The organism is Streptomyces sp. NBC_00076 (genome assembly GCF_045041235.1).
Lineage (GTDB): Bacteria > Actinomycetota > Actinomycetes > Streptomycetales > Streptomycetaceae > Streptomyces.
Genome location: NZ_CP108242.1, coordinates 8,461,073 through 8,477,907 on the forward strand (window position 1 = coordinate 8,461,073; position 16,835 = coordinate 8,477,907).

Here is a 16,835-nt window from a genome sequence, read left to right on the forward strand (position 1 = left end):
TATTCGCAATAACGTCGGAGGACGTTGGACATGGCGGTTTACACGCTCCCGGAGCTTCCGTACGACTACACGGCGTTGGCGCCGGTGATCAGCCCCGAGATCATCGAGCTGCACCACGACAAGCACCACGCGGCGTACGTCAAGGGGGCGAACGACACGCTGGAGCAGCTCGCGGAGGCGCGGGACAAGGAGACGTGGGGGTCGATCAACGGCCTGGAGAAGAACCTGGCCTTCCACCTCTCCGGCCACATCCTGCACTCCATCTACTGGCAGAACATGACCGGCGACGGCGGTGGCGAGCCCCTGGAGAAGGACGGTGTGGGCGAGTTGGCCGACGCGATCGCCGAGTCCTTCGGCTCCTTCGCCGGCTTCAAGGCGCAGCTGACCAAGGCGTCGGCGACGACGCAGGGCTCCGGCTGGGGCGTGCTGGCGTACGAGCCGCTCAGCGGGCGCCTCATCGTCGAGCAGGTCTACGACCACCAGGGCAACGTCGGCCAGGGCTCGACCCCGATCCTCGTCTTCGACGCCTGGGAGCACGCCTTCTACCTCCAGTACAAGAACCAGAAGGTCGACTTCATCGACGCCATGTGGGCCGTCGTCAACTGGCAGGACGTGGCTCGGCGTTACGCCGCCGCCAAGGAGCGCGGCGACAGCCTGCTGCTCGCGCCGTGACGCCGTAGTCGCGTCCGCACAGACGTCCTGCTCGTGATCGTCTTCTCAACCTTCACTCGCAGGCGGCACAACGAAGGGCTCCCGCAAGGACGTGACTTGTGGGAGCCCTTCCGTCGTCGGTGGGGTCCGGCCGGTGACGTCGTTCCAGTGGAGCGTGCGGTCGCACCAGCGGTCCAGGAGGATCTGGTCGTGGCCCACGGCCAGCAGGGCGGCGCCGGTGGTGGCGCGGTAGTCCTCGACGGCCGTCACCAGCGCGGCGGTGGTGGACGCGTCCAGCATCGCGGTCATCTCGTCGCAGATCAGCCAGCGCGGGCGCAGGGCCATGGCCCGGGCGAGGCAGGCGCGTTGGAGCTGGCCGTCGCTGACCTCGTGGGGTCGGCGGCCGAGGAGATCCGGCGTCAGGCCGACGGTCGTGGCCAGTTCGGCCACCCGGTCCGGTATCTCCTCGCGGCGGCCGGTGGCGCGCAGGGGTTCGGTGATCAGTTCGGTGAGCCGCAGCCGGGGGTCGGCGGAGAGCCTGGGCTGCTGGAAGACGACGCCGAAGGCGGTGCGGTGGGTGCGCGGGGCGCGGTGGCGCCAGCGTCGTACGGGTTCACCGTCGAGGATGAGGTCGCCGGAGTCGGGGCGGTGCAGCAGGGCTGCGACCCGGGCGAGCGTGGACTTGCCGCAGCCGCTGGGGCCGAGGAGACCGACCGCCTCACCGGGGGCGACGGCCAGGGAGGCGCCTCGTACCACCGGGGACTTCCTGTCGTATCCGGCGGTGATGGCGCGCAGTTCAAGCGCGGATGTCCCCTGGCCAAGCTCAGATGTCCATTGGTCAAGCACGGATGTCCTCCTCCGGTCTGGCACGGATGCCCTCCGGCACGTGCGGATGGTGGCAGGCGACCGTGCCGGTGATCGGTGGCAGGGCGGCGCAGGCGTTGGTGACCCGCTCGCAGCGCGGGGCGAAGGCGCAGCCGTCGGGGAGGTCGCCGAGTTCGGGCGGCATGCCCGGGATGGGGACGAAGTCGCGGTCGGGGAGGGCGCGCAGGAGACCGCGGCTGTAGGGGTGGCGGGGGCCGGTGGCGCCGAAGAAGGCGTCCGCGTCGGCGAGTTCGACGATGCGGCCCGCGTACATCACGGCTACGCGGTCGGCGACGCGTTCGGCGGCGGCCAGGTCGTGGGTGATCATCAGCAGGGCGCGTCCGCTCCCGCCGTCGACGTGACGTCGTAGCTCGTCCACGGTGTGCTCCACCAGGTCGCGGTCGAGCCCGGTGGTGGGCTCGTCGGCGAGCAGCAGGGGCGTGTCACCGACGAGGGCGAGTGCGGTGGCGGCTCGCTGGGCGAGTCCGCCGGAGAGCTGGTGCGGGTGGCGGTCGAGATGGCCGAGGGGAAACGCGGCGCGTACGGCGGCCGACTCGGTCGCGGCCCGTACGGCGGCACGCCCGCGAACGCCGGTCAACGCGCTGATGGTCTCCGCCAGTTGGGCCCTGACAGTCCGTACCGGCGTGAGATGCGCGGCGGGGCTCTGCGGGATGAGCCCGATCAGGCGGCCCCGCACGGTCCGGGCGAGGGTCCGCTCGTCGGCGGAGACCAGATCCAGGTCACCGAGGCTCGCCCGGCCCGTGGCCTGGGCGTTGGCGGGAAGGAGGCCGAGGAGGGCGGAGGCGAGGACGGACTTGCCGCAGCCGCTCTCACCCACCAGGGCCAGGCACTCGCCCGCCGTCACGTCGAAGTGCGCGTCGGTGACGGCGGCGATCCGGCGCCCGCCCGGCATCAGGAAACGCACCGACAGCCCGCGTACAGAGAGGACGGGAGGTCGCTCAGCGGGAGTCACAGCATCAGCTCCGATCGGCGACGGGGGTTGATCCGCTCCCGCCAGGCGCCGGCGAGACCGGCGATGGCGAGCGTGGGCACGATGATGAACAGCCCGGGGAAGAGGGTCGGCCACCACTGACCGGCGAGCAGGGAGCCCCGGGCGCTCTGGATGAGGGTGCCGAGGCTGGGCGTATGGGTGGGCAGGCCGAGTCCGAGGAAGGACAGGGCGGACTCGTGCCACATGGCGTGCGGCACCATCAGTACGGCGGCCAGCGCCGCCTGGGGCAGCACGGCGGGCAGCAGATGCCGTACCACCACCCGCCACCTCGACGCACCCCCGGAGACGGCGGCGTCGATGTACGGTCGCGAGCGCAGGGAGAGCACCTCGGCGCGCACGATCCGGGCGGTCGACAGCCAGTGGGTGAGTGCGACCGAGACCACCACCGGCCAGACACCGGGCCGGAACATCGCCACGATGAAGATGCCCATCAGCAGATGGGGCACGGACGAGAACGTGTCGACCAGCCGCATGACGAGGCGGTCGACCCAGCCGCCCAGTGCCCCGGCGGTGGCCCCGACGGCCGTACCGATCACGGTCGCCGTGAGAGCCGCCGCGACCCCGACCAGCAGGGAGACCCGCAGGCCGTAGACGCAGCGCAGGAGCAGGTCGCGCCCGAGGTCGTCGGTGCCGAAGGGGTGCGACCAGCTCGGTGGCAGCAGTTTCGCGGCCAGGTCGACGGCTTGCTGGTCGAGCCGCACCAGTGGCGGTACGAGGAGCACGGCGAGGACGGTCACAGCCACCAGCACCGCCGAGACGCGCACGCGCGCCGCCCGGGTGGAACGGCGGTTGGTGCCGTACGACCGCCAGGCTGTCTTGGCAGGGGAGGAGGTACGGGAGTCGGCCGGGGAATCACATGTCACTGAACTTCACCCTCGGGTCGAAGAGGCCGTAGAGCAGGTCCGCGAGCAGGTTCCCGACGAGTACGGCGGCGGTGGCCAGGGTGGTCAGGGCGGCGAGCAGCGGGAAGTCGACGGCGGTGGCCGCCTCCACCGTGGCCGCCGCGATGCCCGGCCAGCTGAAGACGCTCTCCACCAGCAGGGCACCGGTGATGAGTTCGGGCACGCGGGAGCCGACCAGGGTGAGGACCGGCAGCAGTCCGGAGCGCAGGGCGTGGCCGAGCAGGACGGTCTGCTCGCTCAACCCCCTTGCCCGGGCCCCGCGTACGGGGTCCTCGGCTAGCGCGTCGCCGACGCCCTGGCGTACGTAGAGGGCGAACCAGGGGAGTTGGGAGAGCGCGAGCACCCCGGCGGGCAGCACGAGATGGCTCGCCACCTGGCCCGCGGTGACCTGCTCGCTGGCGGTGTCGGTGAGACCGCCGGCCGGGAGTACACCCCACTGGAGGGCGAACAGCCAGATCACGAGCAGGGCGACCCAGAAGACGGGGGCGGCTTCCAGGGAGTAGGAGAGCGAGGTGACGGCCCGGTCCACCAGGGACCCGGGGCGGCGGGCGGCGAGCACTCCGAGGACCGTGCCGGTCAGCACGGCCGCCACGAAGGCGACCGCGCACAACAGGCTGGACCAGACGAGGCGTTCGCCGATGACCTCGGCGACCGGCTGCCGCATTACGCTCGACTGCCCGAGGTCACCGCCGAGCGCGGAGGTCAGCCAGTCCCACCACCGAGAGGTGAACGGCCGGTCCACGCCGAGGTTCTCACGCAGCCGCTCCAGGGTCTGCTCGTCGGCGCCGAGGGCGGCCGTGCCCGCGTACGCCTTGACCGGGTCGAAGGGGGAGGCGGCGGCGACCGCGAAGACGCCGAAGGTGACGACGAGGAGGACGGGGACGGCGAACAGGGCCCGCCGTCCCGCCAGTCGTGCCATCGCTCCCCAGGGGAGTCGGGTCACTTCTTCGGCTGCCAGGTTTCGAGGTTCCACCACGGGCCGCTGGCGAAGCCGTGCTCGTGCGGTTCGACCTGCGTGGTCAGACCGTTCCAGCGGTCGGCGAGTACGTAGACGTGGTCGATGTGGGTGAGGAAGGTGTAGCCGGGGTCCTTCACCAGCTCACGCTGGAGCGTGTCGTAGGCGGCCTCGCGTGCGGCCCGGTCCTGGCTGCGGCGGCCGGTGTCGAGCGCCTTGTCCACGGCCGTGTTGTCGTAACGGCCCATGTTGTTGAAGCCGTCCCCGGCGAGGGAGGAGTGCAGCAGGGTGTAGAGACCGAAGTCGGGGTCGCCGTTGCTGCCGAAGCCCGCGAGGACCGCGTCGTCCTTCATCCGCGGCTCGATGACCTCCCAGGTGGCGCTCTCCACCTTCACCTCGATACCGGCCTTCTTGGCGTCGGAGGCGTAGGCGAGGGCGTGGTCCTGGCGGACCTTGTCGCCCGAGGGATAGAGGAGGGTGAAGGAGGCTCGTCGGCCGTCCTTGGCACGGATGCCGCCGTCACCGGCCCTCCAGCCCGCCCGGTCCAGGATCCGCTCGGCCTTGGCGAGGTCCTGCTCGCGCTCGATTCCCTGGGCGAACCAGGGGTCGTCGACCGGCAGCGGCCCGTACGCCGGCCGCCCGGCCCCGTCGAGGATCTTGTCGACCATGGCCTGCCGGTCCACGGCGGCGTCGAGAGCCTGCCGGACGGCTCGGTCGCCGGTGACCTTGTTCTCCTGGGGAAGGGTGACGGTACGGAAGTCGTACGTCTTCGCGTCGTACGTCTTCCTCGCCTTGTCGTCCTTGAAGGTGGAGGCCAGGTTGGGCGGCAGTACTGCCCCGTCGAGGTCGCCCGAGCGCATCCGGGTGGCACGCACGTCGTCGTCCTCGATGACCGCCATCGTCACCTTCTTCACCTTCGGCGCGCCGCCCCAGTAGTTGGGGTTGGCCTTGAAGGTGAGCTTCTCGCCCTTGCTCCAGGAGGCGAGGAGGTACGGGCCGGTGCCGATGGGCTCGGTGTTGAAGGAGCCGGTGTTGGGGTCCTGTTTGCCGGCGATGTGCTCGGGGACGACGGGCAGGACCGTGCGGCCCGCGAACGGCGCGTACGGGTACTTGAGGGTGAAGACGACCTTGTCGTCGCCGTCCGCACGCACCTCCTTGATGGTGTCCAGTTCGCTGCGGGCGGTGTTGTTCGTCTTCTCGTCGAGGATCGTCTCGTACGTGAAGACCACATCGGCGGCGGTCAGCGGCTCACCGTCACTGAACTCCACGCCGTCGCGCAGGGTGTAGGTGTACGTGAGGCCGTCGCCGGCGACCTCGGGCAGCGCCTTCGCCAGGGCCGGTCTGAGCTTCAGGTCGGCGTCCAGGGCGAGCAGCCCGTCGAAGATCTTCGAGTTGCCGTCCTTGCCGTAGCCGAGCAGCGGACTGAGGGTGTCCGGCTCGGACGCCACCCCGATCACGACGGAGTCGGCCGAGGCGCTGTCGCCACCGGTGTCGCCGGGGGCCGAGCAGGCGGCGACACCGGTGAGTATCGCCGCAGCGGTTGCGGCTGTCCGTATCCGTCGGACCGTCATGGACCTCACACCCTTATTGCTGATGAAACGCTGTTGCATATTAATTGCAGATAAGGGTTACCCGGGTCGTCCCGAGGTCAGTCCGGCACGGCCAACGGGACTACGGAGGGCGCGCGCAGTGGAACCGTGACTGCCGCGTCGGCGAGGCCGAAGTCTCCGACAGCTCCGAGGAGACCGTGGCCTGGCCCACAGTGATTCCACGGCCCGCGGGCTCGGCGCCGCAGGGTTGGCCGCGGGCGTGCTGGGCCTGGTGGCGGCGGTGTTCGCCCTCGCACGGAGTCGCTCCGCCGGATCACGGGCCGGGTGAGTCGACTGGTGGCCCTGCCGATGACGACCGTCGACAGGGGCGCCAGTCGTCCGTCGGCGTGGCCTGCGGGGCGGTCGCCTCTCATGTGACGTGAGACACATGGGCGCTTCGGAACTCGGCCACCGGCTGCTCCGACTACTCCATCGGTACGGCGCGATCCGAACGACGCCCTACGACGTGACCTGGAGACGCGGTTGATGGACGAGTCCCGGCAGGCCTCCTTACCCGGTGTGGCCGCGCTCCTGCGGAAAACGACCCCGCCGCCCGCCCTCTGCGGCTTTCTCCTGCTGTTGGCCTTGATCTTCACGGCGTCCTACGCCGTCGGAGCCGCCGCCGGGCCCGTCGCGCCCGGCATGCACGGCACGGGCACAGGCACGAGCGGCGGCGCCGGCGAAGGGGCGGAAGACATGGGCGACATGGGGAGCATGGGCGGTATGGACGGCACGCACGAGGGAGGCCGGTGATGAGCGCGGAGCCGGTGACCGCCCTGGTGACCACCGATCTGACCGTCGGCGGTATGACCTGCGCGGCCTGTGTGAACCGGGTCGAGAAGAAGCTCGGCAAGCTGGAGGGGGTCACGGCGACCGTCAATCTGGCCACCGGGCGGGCCCGGGTGAGTCATCCGGCGGACATCAGTCCCGACGAACTCGTCGCGAACGTGGAGAGGGCCGGCTACACGGCGGCCCTGCCCGAGCCGCCCAAGAGCAAGAGTGAGGGGCAGGAGCCTGCGGACGGTGACGAGTCCCAGGACATGAGGCTGGAGCGTGACCGGCTGGTTGTCACGGCCCTGCTCGCGGTGCCCGTGCTCGTGCTGTCGATGGTGCCCGATCTTCAGTTCCGCAACTGGCAGTGGCTGTGCTTCGCCCTCACCGCGCCCGTCGCCGTGTGGGGTTCCTGGCCCTTCCATGTGCGGGCGGTACGAGGGCTGCGCCACTCCGCGGCGACCATGGACACCCTGGTGTCGCTGGGCGTGATGGCCTCCTTCTCCTGGTCGGCGTACGCGCTCTTCCTCGGGGGAGCGGGCGATCCCGGGATGCGGATGCCGTTCACACTTGTGCCCTCCGCCTCGGACGGGGTCGCGCACATCTATCTCGAAGCGGCCGTCGGTGTACCGCTGTTCGTGCTGGCGGGGCGGTTCCTGGAGGCGCGGGCCCGGCGCGGGACCGGGGCGGCGCTGAGGTCGCTGGCCCGGCTGGCCGCCAAGGAGGTGTCGATCCACGACACGGACGGCACCGAACGGCTCGTCCCCATCGAGGAGTTGACGGCGGGGCAGGTCTTCGTCGTGCGGCCGGGGGAGCGGGTGGCCACCGACGGTGAGGTGATGGAGGGCAGTTCCGCCGTGGATCTGTCCCTGGTAACGGGAGAGAGCGAGCCGGTCGAGGTCGGGCCGGGGTCGGCCGTCGTCGGCGGCGCCGTCAACGCCGGTGGGCTGCTGCTCGTACGGGCCATCGCTGTGGGCGCCGACACGCAACTCGCGCGCATCACCCGCCTGGTCACCGAGGCGCAGGCCGGCAAGGCGCGCGCCCAGCGGCTGGCCGACACCGTGGCCGGGGTCTTCGTGCCCGTCGTGCTGGCGCTGGCCGCCACCACGTTCGGGTTCTGGCTGGGTGCCGGGGCCGACCCGCAGGCGGCCATCACCGCGTGTGTGGCCGTTCTGGTCGTGGCCTGTCCGTGTGCGCTGGGTCTCGCGACGCCGACCGCGCTGATGGCGGCGACCGGGCGGGGTGCCCAGTTGGGTGTGCTCGTCACCGGGCCGCAGTCGTTGGAGGGGCTGCAGCACATTGACACTGTCGTCCTGGACAAGACCGGCACCCTCACCACCGGGCACATGAGTGTCGCGAAGGTCACCGCCGTACCGGACGGGCTCGGGCGCGATGCCATTCTGCGGCTGGCGGGGGCTGTCGAGCAGGGCTCGGAGCATCCGCTCGGCCGGGCCGTGGCCACCTATGCCCGGCGGGGGTCGGACGAGCGGCGGCTGCCGGAGGTGAGCGGGTTCGTCGCTCTGCCCGGGCGCGGAGTGAGCGGCCGGGTCGAGGGACGGCTCGTCGAAGTGCTCGCCCCGGACGACGAGTTGCCCACCGCGCTCGCGGACGCGCTGGCGACGGCCGAGGTCGCAGCCCGTACCCCCGTGGTGGTACGGGTGGACGGCACGGTCGAGGCCCTGATCGAGATCGGCGACGTCGTCCGGCCCGGCAGCTATCGGGCCGTCGAGCGACTGCGCAAGCTCGGAGTGCGGCCGGTCCTCGCCACCGGTGACCGCGAGGCGCCCGCCCAGGCCGTCGCGTCCGCGCTGGGCATCGAGGAGGTGCACGCCCGCCGTACCCCCGAGGACAAGGCCGATCTCGTACTGGACCTCCAGGAGCAGGGGTATCGCGTCGCGGTCGTCGGTGACGGGGTGAACGATGCCGCCGCGCTGGCCGGCGGCGACCTCGGGATCGCCATGGGCACCGGTACGGACGTGGCCATCGGAGCGGCCGACGTCACGCTCGTGCGCGGTGACATCGAGGCCCTCGCAGACGCGATCCTGCTCGCCCGGCGCACGCTGGGCACCATTCGCGTCAACCTCGTCTGGGCGTTCGGCTACAACGTCGTCACCGTGCCGCTCGCCATGGTCGGCCTGCTCAATCCGATGGTCGCCGCCGCTGCCATGTCGGCCAGCTCCGTGCTGGTCGTCGCCAACAGCCTGCGGCTGCGCACCTGGCAGCCCTCGCCCGCGGCCCCGACCCGGAGACGTACCCGATGACCAGCAGCTTCTCGGCCGCCCCCGCCCACCCGGAAGCACCCCCGATGACCGACCAGACCCTCTGGCGGCCCACGCGCAGGCGGCTCACCGACTCGCTGCTCACCGCCCTGGCCCCCGTCGTCGCCTGCGTCCTCGCCCTCGGCGGCCTGAGCCTGTGGGCCGTGTACGGCAACGCCGGAACCCCGGCCCGTATCGCCGTCACCGACGGCCGGGTGTTCCTGCCCACCGGCGACATCCCGGAGACGGCGGCCTTCTTCCGGATCACCAACAGCGGGGGCTCGGACGACCGGCTGCTGAAGGTGATCGCCGCCGAGGTCGACGGTGCCACCAGGCTCAGCCGCCACCGTATGGTCACCGCCAACACGGCATCCGACCAGACGGTGGCCTCGGTCGCCGTCCCGGCCGGTGGCACCCTCGCCATGTCTCCGACCGGCATCGTCGTGATCCTTCCGGCGAACGCGGACTGGAAGGCCGGCGACCTCGTCGACTTCACGCTGCACTTCGAGCACAGCGGGGCCGTGCGGGCCCTCGCGGTCGTGGACCGTCCGGGCGGGGCCTGACCTCCCCATCCTTGTGACGTCGGCCGGTACGTTCGTCGAGTTCCGGCACGATGGTGTGGTCCATATCACTGGCTCGGAGTTGAGTCATGGGGCCGGGTGTTGTGCGTACCCATCTGTGACGGGCGGAGCCCGGATGCGAGGATGAGGCCCTCATGACTGCTGGGTGGTGTGCGCGCACGGTACGGGCCGCGGTGTTCGCGGCCGTCTGTGTGCTGCTCGCCGCCCTCGGTCACGTACTGATGTCGGGCTCCACCGTGCCCTGGTGGACCCTGGCCGCCGGTCTCGTCGGCACGTGCGCCGTCGGCTGGTGTCTGGCGGGCCGCGAACGCGGGGTCCCGCTGGTGGTGTCCGTCGTCGTGCTCGCCCAGGGCGCGCTCCACTCGGCCTTCTCGCTGGTCCAGTCGGCGGGTTCGGCGGACTCCATGCCCTCCATGGGCTCTGTGTCCACGGATGCGATGGACATGGGCCCGATGGGTGCCATGGGGACGGGCCACTCGGCGGACGCCGGGCACCTCGGTCATGTGGCGCATGACATGGGCGGCGGCTCGTCGTCGTTCGGCATGCTTGCCGCCCACGCTCTGGCCGCTCTGCTGACCGGCTTGTGGCTGGGCCACGGCGAACGGGCCGCGTTTCGTGTGCTGCGGGCCGTCGCGGGATGGCTGGCCGCTCCGCTGCGACTGCCACTCGCCCTGAACACCCCGCCGCCGCACTGGCCGCGCCCGCGGCCGATGAGCGAGCGGGCGGAGCGGGTGCCGCGGCTGACGCTCGCCCACACGATCATCTCTCGGGGTCCTCCGGCCGGGACCGCTGTCGTCTGAGACAGCCGGTTCCCCGAGGCAGCCCCTTCCCCTCCGCACGAGCGCCGCGACGTCGGTGCCCCGGGGTGGGGACAGGGACAGGTCTTCGGATCAGGGTCGTTCACGTCGCAAGGCGTACGGCCCCATCCCACTTCCACCCCGTTCCGGGAAGTTTCCGCGATGGCGCACCACGCGCTCTGCGCGGCAGGTGTGCCGGCGTGCGGTCGAGTCCACCGCCGTGCCCCTGCCCGGCCGCGTATGCCGCTGTGTCAGTGTGCGGTCGCGTGCGTCACCGTGCCGGGTCCCGGACAACCCGAGAAGGACACACAGGTGATCACTCCTGTCCTGCCCGCCCCGCGCGCGATACGCGATGAGAGGCATCAGCGAGCATCGCGCGACGAGTCTTCCACCGCCTGGGCACTGGCCGCCCGTGGCGGTGACCCCGAAGCCGTCGACCGGTTCGTGCGAGCACTGCGTCCCGATGTCGTCCGCTACATCACCCACCTCTCCGCCGACCGTCAGCTCGCCGACGACCTCGCGCAGGACACGTTCCTGCGGGCGCTCGGCAGCCTGCACCGGTTCGAGGGCCGCTCCTCGGCACGCACCTGGCTTCTGTCCATCGCCCGCCGCACGGTGGCCGACAACCTGCGGTACGCCGCCGCGCGGCCTCGCCTGGTCGACGCGGACGACTGGACGATCTCGGCCGAGCGGGCACGGCCGACCGGGCTGCCCGGCTTCGACGAGGGCGTGGCCCTGCTCGACCTGCTGGACGCGCTGCCCGCAGAGCGCCGTCAGGCGTTCGTCCTCACCCAGCTGGCGGGGCTGCCCTACGAGGAGGCCGCCGAGATCAGTGGCTGTCCTGTCGGGACGATCCGCTCGCGGGTGGCTCGGGCCCGGGCGACCCTGATCGAGCTTCTCGCCCAGGCGGATGCCGGCGGGGACGCCGGTACCGGGGGTGGTGGCGGCGGTGGTGGCGGTCCCGAGGAACCGCGCGTTCCCGTCGCCGTGGCCGCATGACCGCGTGAGGGAAGGGTGCCGGTGCTCGCCCCTCGCGGGGGACGTCGGCACCCCTGCCGGTCCTCCGGCTGCCCCTGGTCTCCGGGGCTCACCCCACACTCTCGGTCACCGTCGCCCGGACGACTACCCTTCCGCTCTGCCGGAACCACAAGGTCTACGGCACCCACTGCCCGGCCTTCAGTACGGGCGGATCCAGGATCACGACCCCGAGTCCGCCCGGCGCCATGCGCACGGTGCCGCCCGCCGGGACGTCGACGGCCCAGGCCGGCTCCGTACGACCCGTCCCGGTCCGGCGGACGGTCCGGCGGACGACGCTGACGCCCAGTTCCGTCGACTCGGCGTACAGCAGGGTGTCCTTCGACGAACCGGTGTTGCGGATCTCGAAGTACGCGGCGGTCGAGTCGGAGCGTGCGGGTGCCGCGACGATGCGCGCGTAGCCGACCGTGACCATGGGCGGCGCGTCCCCGGCCGCACCGGTCGCGGTATAGGCCACCAGCAGTGCCAGCGCGCCGAAGGAGGCGCCCAACGGCGCCGCCACGGCCCGCAGTACGTTCGCTGATCGGGCCGCGCGGGACGGCGGGACGATTCCGGATGGTGTGCTCCGCGACCGGCGCGTCATGCGTGTCATGTGCATCGGGCTTCTCGGCTTCATGTGTCAGTGGTCGGGGCGTGGGACAAGGTGGTTCCCGGTCCGTGCGGAGGTGGCCGGTTCCTTGCCGTGGCGGCGGGGAAGAAACTCCCCCGAAGCCCGGATCGAACGTGTTTGCGGAACTGCGTGGCCGCGGCCGGCAAGGGGTGGTCACGTGCTGGGGCCTGTGCGAGAGCCGAGGGAAGAACCGTCGCGGGGATGGCCGTGGGAAGAAGAGACTGCAGCCCGGTCCGCACACCGTTGGACAGGCGTCGGTGGGGCCTGGCCCCTGACATCCGCCACCCTGGCCGTGGTGGCGGGCGGTTACGCCTGGCTGGGCTCCGTGTTCGGCGGCCTTCTGGGTGCCCTGGTGGGCTGCGCGGTTGGCCTGGTGCTGAGCGGGTTGCTCTCTCTGTTCGTGGAGTCGGTCGTCTCGGGGCCGCGGCCCGCGCATCGCAGGGTCCGTGCCACGGCGGAAGCCGGGACGCCGCTCGAACGAGAGAGCACGTGAACGACGCGCTGTGCGAGCACGGGAACTCCATGGCCCGACGGCACGACTACCTGTACATGCGGCCGGCCGGGGCAGAGGTCACTTTCGCAGGCTGCCCTGCCCCAACACGTCCGCGCCCGTCTGACATCACGGTCCGGGGCTCCCAACTGCTGCTGTCTCAAAGGAAATTGACCCGAAGTCACGGGAACTCAAGCCCTGCCGCGGCCGACTACTAGTCCGACAGTGCAGCTCAACACCCGCTGGGCCACCCGCGCCGCCAGGTCGTCGGTGGGGCGGGGTGCGGAACTTCGGGCGAAGGTGGTTCAGTGCGGGTGATACGAAGACGTCAGCCTCGTGATCGCGGATCTCTGGCCTTGGGTGCGGGGCCCCGGAGTGCCGCGTGACGCCGGAAATAGAGAGCGCCTTCGCCGCGATCAGAGCCGAGTACGGTGCGGAGTCGGTCACGCGGGTCGAGCAGATGCTGGAGCCGGGCGGGAGCGCACGGCATCCGCTGCAGAAGGCAGCCAAGTGGATCATGCCGGGACTCTCTCCGACTCCCTGGCACGATCCCTACGCCTACGCCGAACTCGCCCCCGTCGTCCACGCACTGGAGGGCGGTCATCAGGCGATCAAGAAGGAGCTGAACGCCGCGTGGGAAGCGCGTCGGGAGGCGTTCTCGGACTACGAGCACTATCTGACACGGCAGGAGAACTGGCAGGCCCTCTATCTGTTCCGCAAAGGCGGTCTCGTAACGGAGTCGGCCGCCACGGCGCCCACCGCCTATCAGGTGCTGAAGGACGTCGTCGTCGACACGGAGAAGATTTGCCCTCTCCTTGAATCCCATTTCTCCACCCTGTTGCCGGGCGCCGTCGTCGAACCCCACTGCGACCTGTGGAACTTCAGCATCAATCTGCATCTCGCCGTCGACATTCCGGACGGGTGCAGCATCACGGTCGCCGGGGAGACGCGGTACTGGGAAGAGGGCAAGTGCCTGCTCTTCGACTACTCCTTCGAGCACGAGGCGCGCAACGAGGGCGTCCGCCCACGAACATGCCTGCTCATCGACCTCTGGCACCCGGAGACCACCACTCCCGAACGCCGGGCGCTGGTCGCCCTCATCACCGAGATCCGGCGGCTCATGGGGGAAGACTGACGGCGATAGGAAATTCCCTGAGACCCGGAATACCTCTACTTCCAGGCCCGGCGGTCTGCGGCTGCCGGAAAACGGTGCTGCCCTGATATCCAATGGAAAGGCAATGCCTGTCGAGAATTTGGCCGTTCCCAAGCCCGGTGCATGCTGCTACGGTGGCTGACTGAAAACGATCAGATGCTTGAATTTCCTTCGCGCAAATTGCGGAAATTCCTGATGCTCTGATTCAGAGGGGGTGATCGAGAATGTCTGTGAAAGAGTCGACAGGGCCGGAAGAGCCCGTGGAGGCGGTGGCGAATCCGCTCCGAAAGTCGCTGGGGCTTCCGCTGTTCGTTCTGGCGCTGGGGCAGCTCGTCATCTCGCTCGACTACAACATCGTGTACGTCGCGCTGCCCGACATCGGCGCGGGGCTGGGATTCTCCGACCACGACCTGCAGTGGGTGGTGAGCGCCTACGTCGTGGCCACTGCTGGCTTCCTGCTGCTGGGGGGCCGAGCCGCCGACCTGCTCGGCCGGCGCCGGATGTTCGTCCTCGCGGCGCTGCTGTACGCGGGGTCGTCCCTCGTGGGCGGCCTGTCCGAGTCGCCCGGTGTGCTGGTAGCCGTCAGGGGGATCCAGGGCATCGGCGGCTCCTTGCTGTTCCCGGCGATGCTGTCCCTGATCAACACCCTGTACGACGAGGGGCCGGACCGGAACCGGGCCCTGGCGGTGTGGGGTGCCGCGGGCGCCGGCGGGCTCTGCTTCGGGTCCCTGCTCGGCGGGGTCCTGGTGGAGGCGTTCGGCTGGTCCTCGGTGTTCTTCGTCAACGTGCCCGTCGCGGGTGCCCTCGCGGTGGCCGGGTGGCTGCTTTTCCCTGCGGACGGGCCTTGGGACCGTTCGCGGCACTTCGACATGGCGGGTGCGCTGACCGCGACGGGCGGGATCACGCTTCTGGTGTTCCTGCTGGTGCAGGCCCCGGCGCAGGGCTGGGGCACGCCCACCGTCCTCACCAGCGCGACGCTGGCCGTCGTACTGCTGACGCTCTTCGCCCTCGTGGAGCGGCGATCGCGCGAACCGCTCGTACCGGCAAGGCTCTTCGCCCACCGTCGCCTGCTCGCGGCCATGGGGGTGACCGCCCTGTTCAGCGCCACGTTCAGTTCGGTGCCGTACTTCCTCACCCTGTACTTCCAGACCGTCCACGGTTACAGCGCGGTCGCGACCGGGCTCGCGTTCCTCGTGCCCGCCGTGGTGGTCGCGGTCGGTACCCAGGCCGGTGAACGGGCCGTGTCCGCCTTCGGGGTGCGCCGGATGCTGGTGGGTGGCATGGTGCTGGGCGCCGCCGGAGCCGGGGCGCTCGGCCTGGCGATCACCGCGGACGGCTCGTATCCGGCACTGCTGCCGGGGATCCTGCTGCTGGGCCTCGGCCAGGGGGCGGCGTGGACGGGGATGTGGATCGCCGCGTCCGCCGGGGTCGCCCCCGGTGACCAGGGCATCGCCTCCGGAATGGCGTCCACCAGCCTGCAGGTGGGCGGCGCCGTGGGCCTCGCCGTACTCGTCGCCCTCGCCGGCGGCGTCGGACAGAACGCGTCCGGCCCCGGGCTCCTCGACGGCATCCGCACCGCCGTCTTCGTCATCGCGGGCGGCATCGGCTGCGGGGCACTCGCGCTGTTCGTCCTGCGCGGGGCGGCCGGGAGCACCGGGGCCACCGGGGCTGTTGAGGCCGAGGGGGCCAGCGGCGCCTAGGTCCCCCTGCTCCTCCTGCCCCTCTCCTCCATACCCGCCCCCTCCCTGCTCCCTCTCTTTTCTCGCGACCTCTCTTCCGTCCCGTGTCCGGGCTGCCCGGCCGTCCTCCGTCATGCCAGGAGAACCTCCATGTCCACTGCCGTCGCCGGTCCTTGTGTTCCTCCGGCCGCCGTCCTGTGCGGGCTGGCCGGATGGGTGCCGTCCCGTGTGGTGACCAACGAGCACCTCGCGCGGCGGCTCGACACCGACGACGGGTGGATCCGTACCCGGACCGGAATCCGCCGACGGCACGTCGTCGACGCCGGGCAGGCGACCTCCGACCTGGCCGTCGAAGCAGGCCGCAGGGCACTCGCCTCGGCCTCGGTGAGCAGGGTCGACGCGGTCGTCGTCGCCACGACGACCCCGGACCACACCTGCCCGGCCACCGCGCCCGCGGTCGCCGCGCGGCTCGGGCTGACGGGAGCGGCCGCCTTCGACATCGGGGCGGTGTGCACGGGGTTCGTCTACGGACTCGCCTCGGCCGCCGGCCTCATCGCGGCCGGTGTCGCCGAACGGGTCCTGCTCATCGGCGCCGACACCTACTCCACGATCGTGGACCCGCTGGACCGGGCCAACGCGATCATCTTCGGAGACGGCGCCGGAGCGGTCGTCCTGCGTGCCGGGCATCCCGACGAGCCCGGCGCGGTCGGCCACTTCGACCTCGGCAGCGACGGCGCCCACGAGGACCTGGTCGCGGCCGGCGGTTCCCGACAGCGTTCCCTGCCGGGCGAACCCAGCCGCGAGGAACGGCACTTCGCGATGCGCGGCAAGGAGGTCTACCGCCACGCGGTGACCCGCATGGCGGAGTCGGCGCGCGCCACGCTGTCCCGGGCCGGCTGGAAGATCGACGACGTCGACCACTTCGTCCCGCATCAGGCCAACCTGCGGATCCTGCACTCGGTGGCCGACGACCTCGGTCTCCCGCGCGAGCGCTGCGTGACCCATGTCGACTCGGTCGGCAACACGGGTGCCGCGTCCATCCCGCTCGCCTTGGCCGACGCGGCGGCCGGACAGCAGATCCGGCCCGGCGACCGGCTGCTTCTCACCGCCTTCGGAGGTGGCCTCACCTGGGGCGCCTGCCTCCTGACCTGGCCCGCGCTGCCCGCGCCGGCCCCTGCGTACATCCCGGACGACCAAGGAGAACGGACGACGTCATGAGCACCACGTACGAGCAACTGGTCGAGATCCTCGCGAGGTTGCACGACGCCCCCGCCGACCGGATCCGCCCCGAGGCGACCCTCGGCGAACTGGACGTCGACTCGCTGACGACGGTCGAGATCAGTATCCGCATCGAACGCGATCTCGGTGTGGCGGTCGGCGACGACGAACTTCAACCCGAGCTCACCCTCGACGACCTCGCTGGACTCGTGGACGCGCGCCGGACGACCGTCTGAGGCCGCCTGAAGCGACCTGATTCCACCTGATTCC

16 protein-coding genes are annotated in these 16,835 nt (G+C 71.0%); 10 read left to right on the forward strand and 6 right to left on the reverse strand.

The features are described 5' to 3' along the window. Nucleotides 1–30 precede the first annotated feature (30 nt). On the forward strand, nucleotides 31–672 hold the full coding sequence (locus OHA64_RS37930; protein ID WP_405621116.1) for a superoxide dismutase: 642 nt from the start codon (nucleotides 31–33) through the stop codon (nucleotides 670–672). A gap of 45 nt (nucleotides 673–717) precedes the next feature. Here OHA64_RS37930 and OHA64_RS37935 read toward each other — a convergent pair whose 3' ends face one another. The 5 genes from OHA64_RS37935 to OHA64_RS37955 are packed head-to-tail and all read right to left on the reverse strand — an operon-like array spanning nucleotide 718 to nucleotide 5,955. Next, the gene (locus OHA64_RS37935; RefSeq protein ID WP_405621118.1) at nucleotides 718–1,497 is read right to left on the reverse strand and encodes an ABC transporter ATP-binding protein; all 780 of its coding nucleotides are present in this window, start codon (nucleotides 1,495–1,497) and stop codon (nucleotides 718–720) included. Further along, complete coding sequence (locus OHA64_RS37940) at nucleotides 1,490–2,428, reverse strand: ABC transporter ATP-binding protein (protein WP_405624280.1); 939 nt, start codon at nucleotides 2,426–2,428, stop codon at nucleotides 1,490–1,492. Before OHA64_RS37940 ends, OHA64_RS37935 begins: the two co-directional genes overlap by 8 nt. Before the next feature lie 56 nt (nucleotides 2,429–2,484). Then, nucleotides 2,485–3,390, reverse strand: a complete 906-nt coding sequence (locus OHA64_RS37945; protein WP_405621120.1) for an ABC transporter permease — start codon at nucleotides 3,388–3,390, stop codon at nucleotides 2,485–2,487. Continuing rightward, a complete protein-coding gene (locus tag OHA64_RS37950; protein WP_405621122.1) occupies nucleotides 3,380–4,348 on the reverse strand; it encodes an ABC transporter permease in 969 nt (322 codons plus the stop codon). The genes OHA64_RS37945 and OHA64_RS37950 overlap by 11 nt, the downstream gene beginning before the upstream one ends. Before the next feature lie 20 nt (nucleotides 4,349–4,368). Beyond that, the gene (locus tag OHA64_RS37955) at nucleotides 4,369–5,955 is read right to left on the reverse strand and encodes an ABC transporter substrate-binding protein (RefSeq protein WP_405621124.1); all 1,587 of its coding nucleotides are present in this window, start codon (nucleotides 5,953–5,955) and stop codon (nucleotides 4,369–4,371) included. A gap of 504 nt (nucleotides 5,956–6,459) precedes the next feature. Here OHA64_RS37955 and OHA64_RS37960 point away from each other — a divergent pair. The 5 genes from OHA64_RS37960 to OHA64_RS37980 all read left to right on the forward strand — a co-directional run bounded on the left by OHA64_RS37960 (nucleotide 6,460) and on the right by OHA64_RS37980 (nucleotide 11,379). Then, entirely contained in the window at nucleotides 6,460–6,726 is a 267-nt protein-coding gene (locus OHA64_RS37960; RefSeq protein WP_405621126.1) for a hypothetical protein, read from the forward strand. Next, entirely contained in the window at nucleotides 6,726–9,005 is a 2,280-nt protein-coding gene (locus OHA64_RS37965) for a heavy metal translocating P-type ATPase (RefSeq protein WP_405621128.1), read from the forward strand. Before OHA64_RS37960 ends, OHA64_RS37965 begins: the two co-directional genes overlap by 1 nt. Nucleotides 9,006–9,049: 44 nt before the next feature. After that, nucleotides 9,050–9,565, forward strand: coding sequence for a copper chaperone PCu(A)C (locus OHA64_RS37970; RefSeq protein WP_405624281.1), 516 nt, complete (start codon nucleotides 9,050–9,052; stop codon nucleotides 9,563–9,565). Nucleotides 9,566–9,717: 152 nt separating this feature from the next. After that, nucleotides 9,718–10,383 carry a hypothetical protein gene (locus OHA64_RS37975; protein ID WP_405621129.1) on the forward strand — a complete coding sequence of 222 codons (666 nt, stop codon included), beginning with the start codon at nucleotides 9,718–9,720 and terminating at the stop codon, nucleotides 10,381–10,383. Between the two features lie 309 nt (nucleotides 10,384–10,692). Beyond that, nucleotides 10,693–11,379 (forward strand): sigma-70 family RNA polymerase sigma factor, encoded by a 687-nt coding sequence (locus tag OHA64_RS37980; protein ID WP_405621131.1) that lies wholly within the window; start codon nucleotides 10,693–10,695, stop codon nucleotides 11,377–11,379. Between the two features lie 154 nt (nucleotides 11,380–11,533). Here the strand turns inward: OHA64_RS37980 and OHA64_RS37985 are convergent, their stop codons facing one another. Beyond that, nucleotides 11,534–12,007: a copper chaperone PCu(A)C gene (locus OHA64_RS37985; RefSeq protein ID WP_405621133.1), complete on the reverse strand. Its 474-nt coding sequence runs from the start codon at nucleotides 12,005–12,007 to the stop codon at nucleotides 11,534–11,536. Nucleotides 12,008–12,897: 890 nt separating this feature from the next. On the opposite strand from OHA64_RS37985, the gene OHA64_RS37990 reads away from it, so the two are divergent. From OHA64_RS37990 to OHA64_RS38005, 4 genes are all read left to right on the forward strand, one after another. Beyond that, entirely contained in the window at nucleotides 12,898–13,650 is a 753-nt protein-coding gene (locus OHA64_RS37990) for an aspartyl/asparaginyl beta-hydroxylase domain-containing protein (protein ID WP_405621135.1), read from the forward strand. A 242-nt stretch (nucleotides 13,651–13,892) separates the two neighbouring features. Further along, nucleotides 13,893–15,368, forward strand: coding sequence for an MFS transporter (locus OHA64_RS37995; RefSeq protein WP_405621137.1), 1,476 nt, complete (start codon nucleotides 13,893–13,895; stop codon nucleotides 15,366–15,368). A gap of 129 nt (nucleotides 15,369–15,497) precedes the next feature. Continuing rightward, nucleotides 15,498–16,565: a beta-ketoacyl-ACP synthase III gene (locus OHA64_RS38000; RefSeq protein WP_405621139.1), complete on the forward strand. Its 1,068-nt coding sequence runs from the start codon at nucleotides 15,498–15,500 to the stop codon at nucleotides 16,563–16,565. Next, nucleotides 16,562–16,801 carry an acyl carrier protein gene (locus OHA64_RS38005; RefSeq protein ID WP_405621141.1) on the forward strand — a complete coding sequence of 80 codons (240 nt, stop codon included), beginning with the start codon at nucleotides 16,562–16,564 and terminating at the stop codon, nucleotides 16,799–16,801. Before OHA64_RS38000 ends, OHA64_RS38005 begins: the two co-directional genes overlap by 4 nt. Nucleotides 16,802–16,835: the final 34 nt, after the last annotated feature.

Bases quoted from the DNA above. Each gene is read 5' to 3' on its own strand.
- OHA64_RS37930 (WP_405621116.1), top strand. From the start codon at position 31: ATGGCGGTTTACACGCTCCCGGAGCTTCCGTACGACTACACGGCGTTG.
- OHA64_RS37940 (WP_405624280.1), bottom strand. From the start codon at position 2,428: ATGCCGGGCGGGCGCCGGATCGCCGCCGTCACCGACGCGCACTTCGAC.
- OHA64_RS37950 (WP_405621122.1), bottom strand. From the start codon at position 4,348: ATGGCACGACTGGCGGGACGGCGGGCCCTGTTCGCCGTCCCCGTCCTC.
- OHA64_RS37955 (WP_405621124.1), bottom strand. From the start codon at position 5,955: ATGACGGTCCGACGGATACGGACAGCCGCAACCGCTGCGGCGATACTC.
- OHA64_RS37960 (WP_405621126.1), top strand. From the start codon at position 6,460: ATGGACGAGTCCCGGCAGGCCTCCTTACCCGGTGTGGCCGCGCTCCTG.
- OHA64_RS37965 (WP_405621128.1), top strand. From the start codon at position 6,726: ATGAGCGCGGAGCCGGTGACCGCCCTGGTGACCACCGATCTGACCGTC.
- OHA64_RS37970 (WP_405624281.1), top strand. From the start codon at position 9,050: ATGACCGACCAGACCCTCTGGCGGCCCACGCGCAGGCGGCTCACCGAC.
- OHA64_RS37975 (WP_405621129.1), top strand. From the start codon at position 9,718: ATGACTGCTGGGTGGTGTGCGCGCACGGTACGGGCCGCGGTGTTCGCG.
- OHA64_RS37985 (WP_405621133.1), bottom strand. From the start codon at position 12,007: ATGACACGCATGACGCGCCGGTCGCGGAGCACACCATCCGGAATCGTC.
- OHA64_RS37995 (WP_405621137.1), top strand. From the start codon at position 13,893: ATGTCTGTGAAAGAGTCGACAGGGCCGGAAGAGCCCGTGGAGGCGGTG.
- OHA64_RS38000 (WP_405621139.1), top strand. From the start codon at position 15,498: ATGTCCACTGCCGTCGCCGGTCCTTGTGTTCCTCCGGCCGCCGTCCTG.
- OHA64_RS38005 (WP_405621141.1), top strand. From the start codon at position 16,562: ATGAGCACCACGTACGAGCAACTGGTCGAGATCCTCGCGAGGTTGCAC.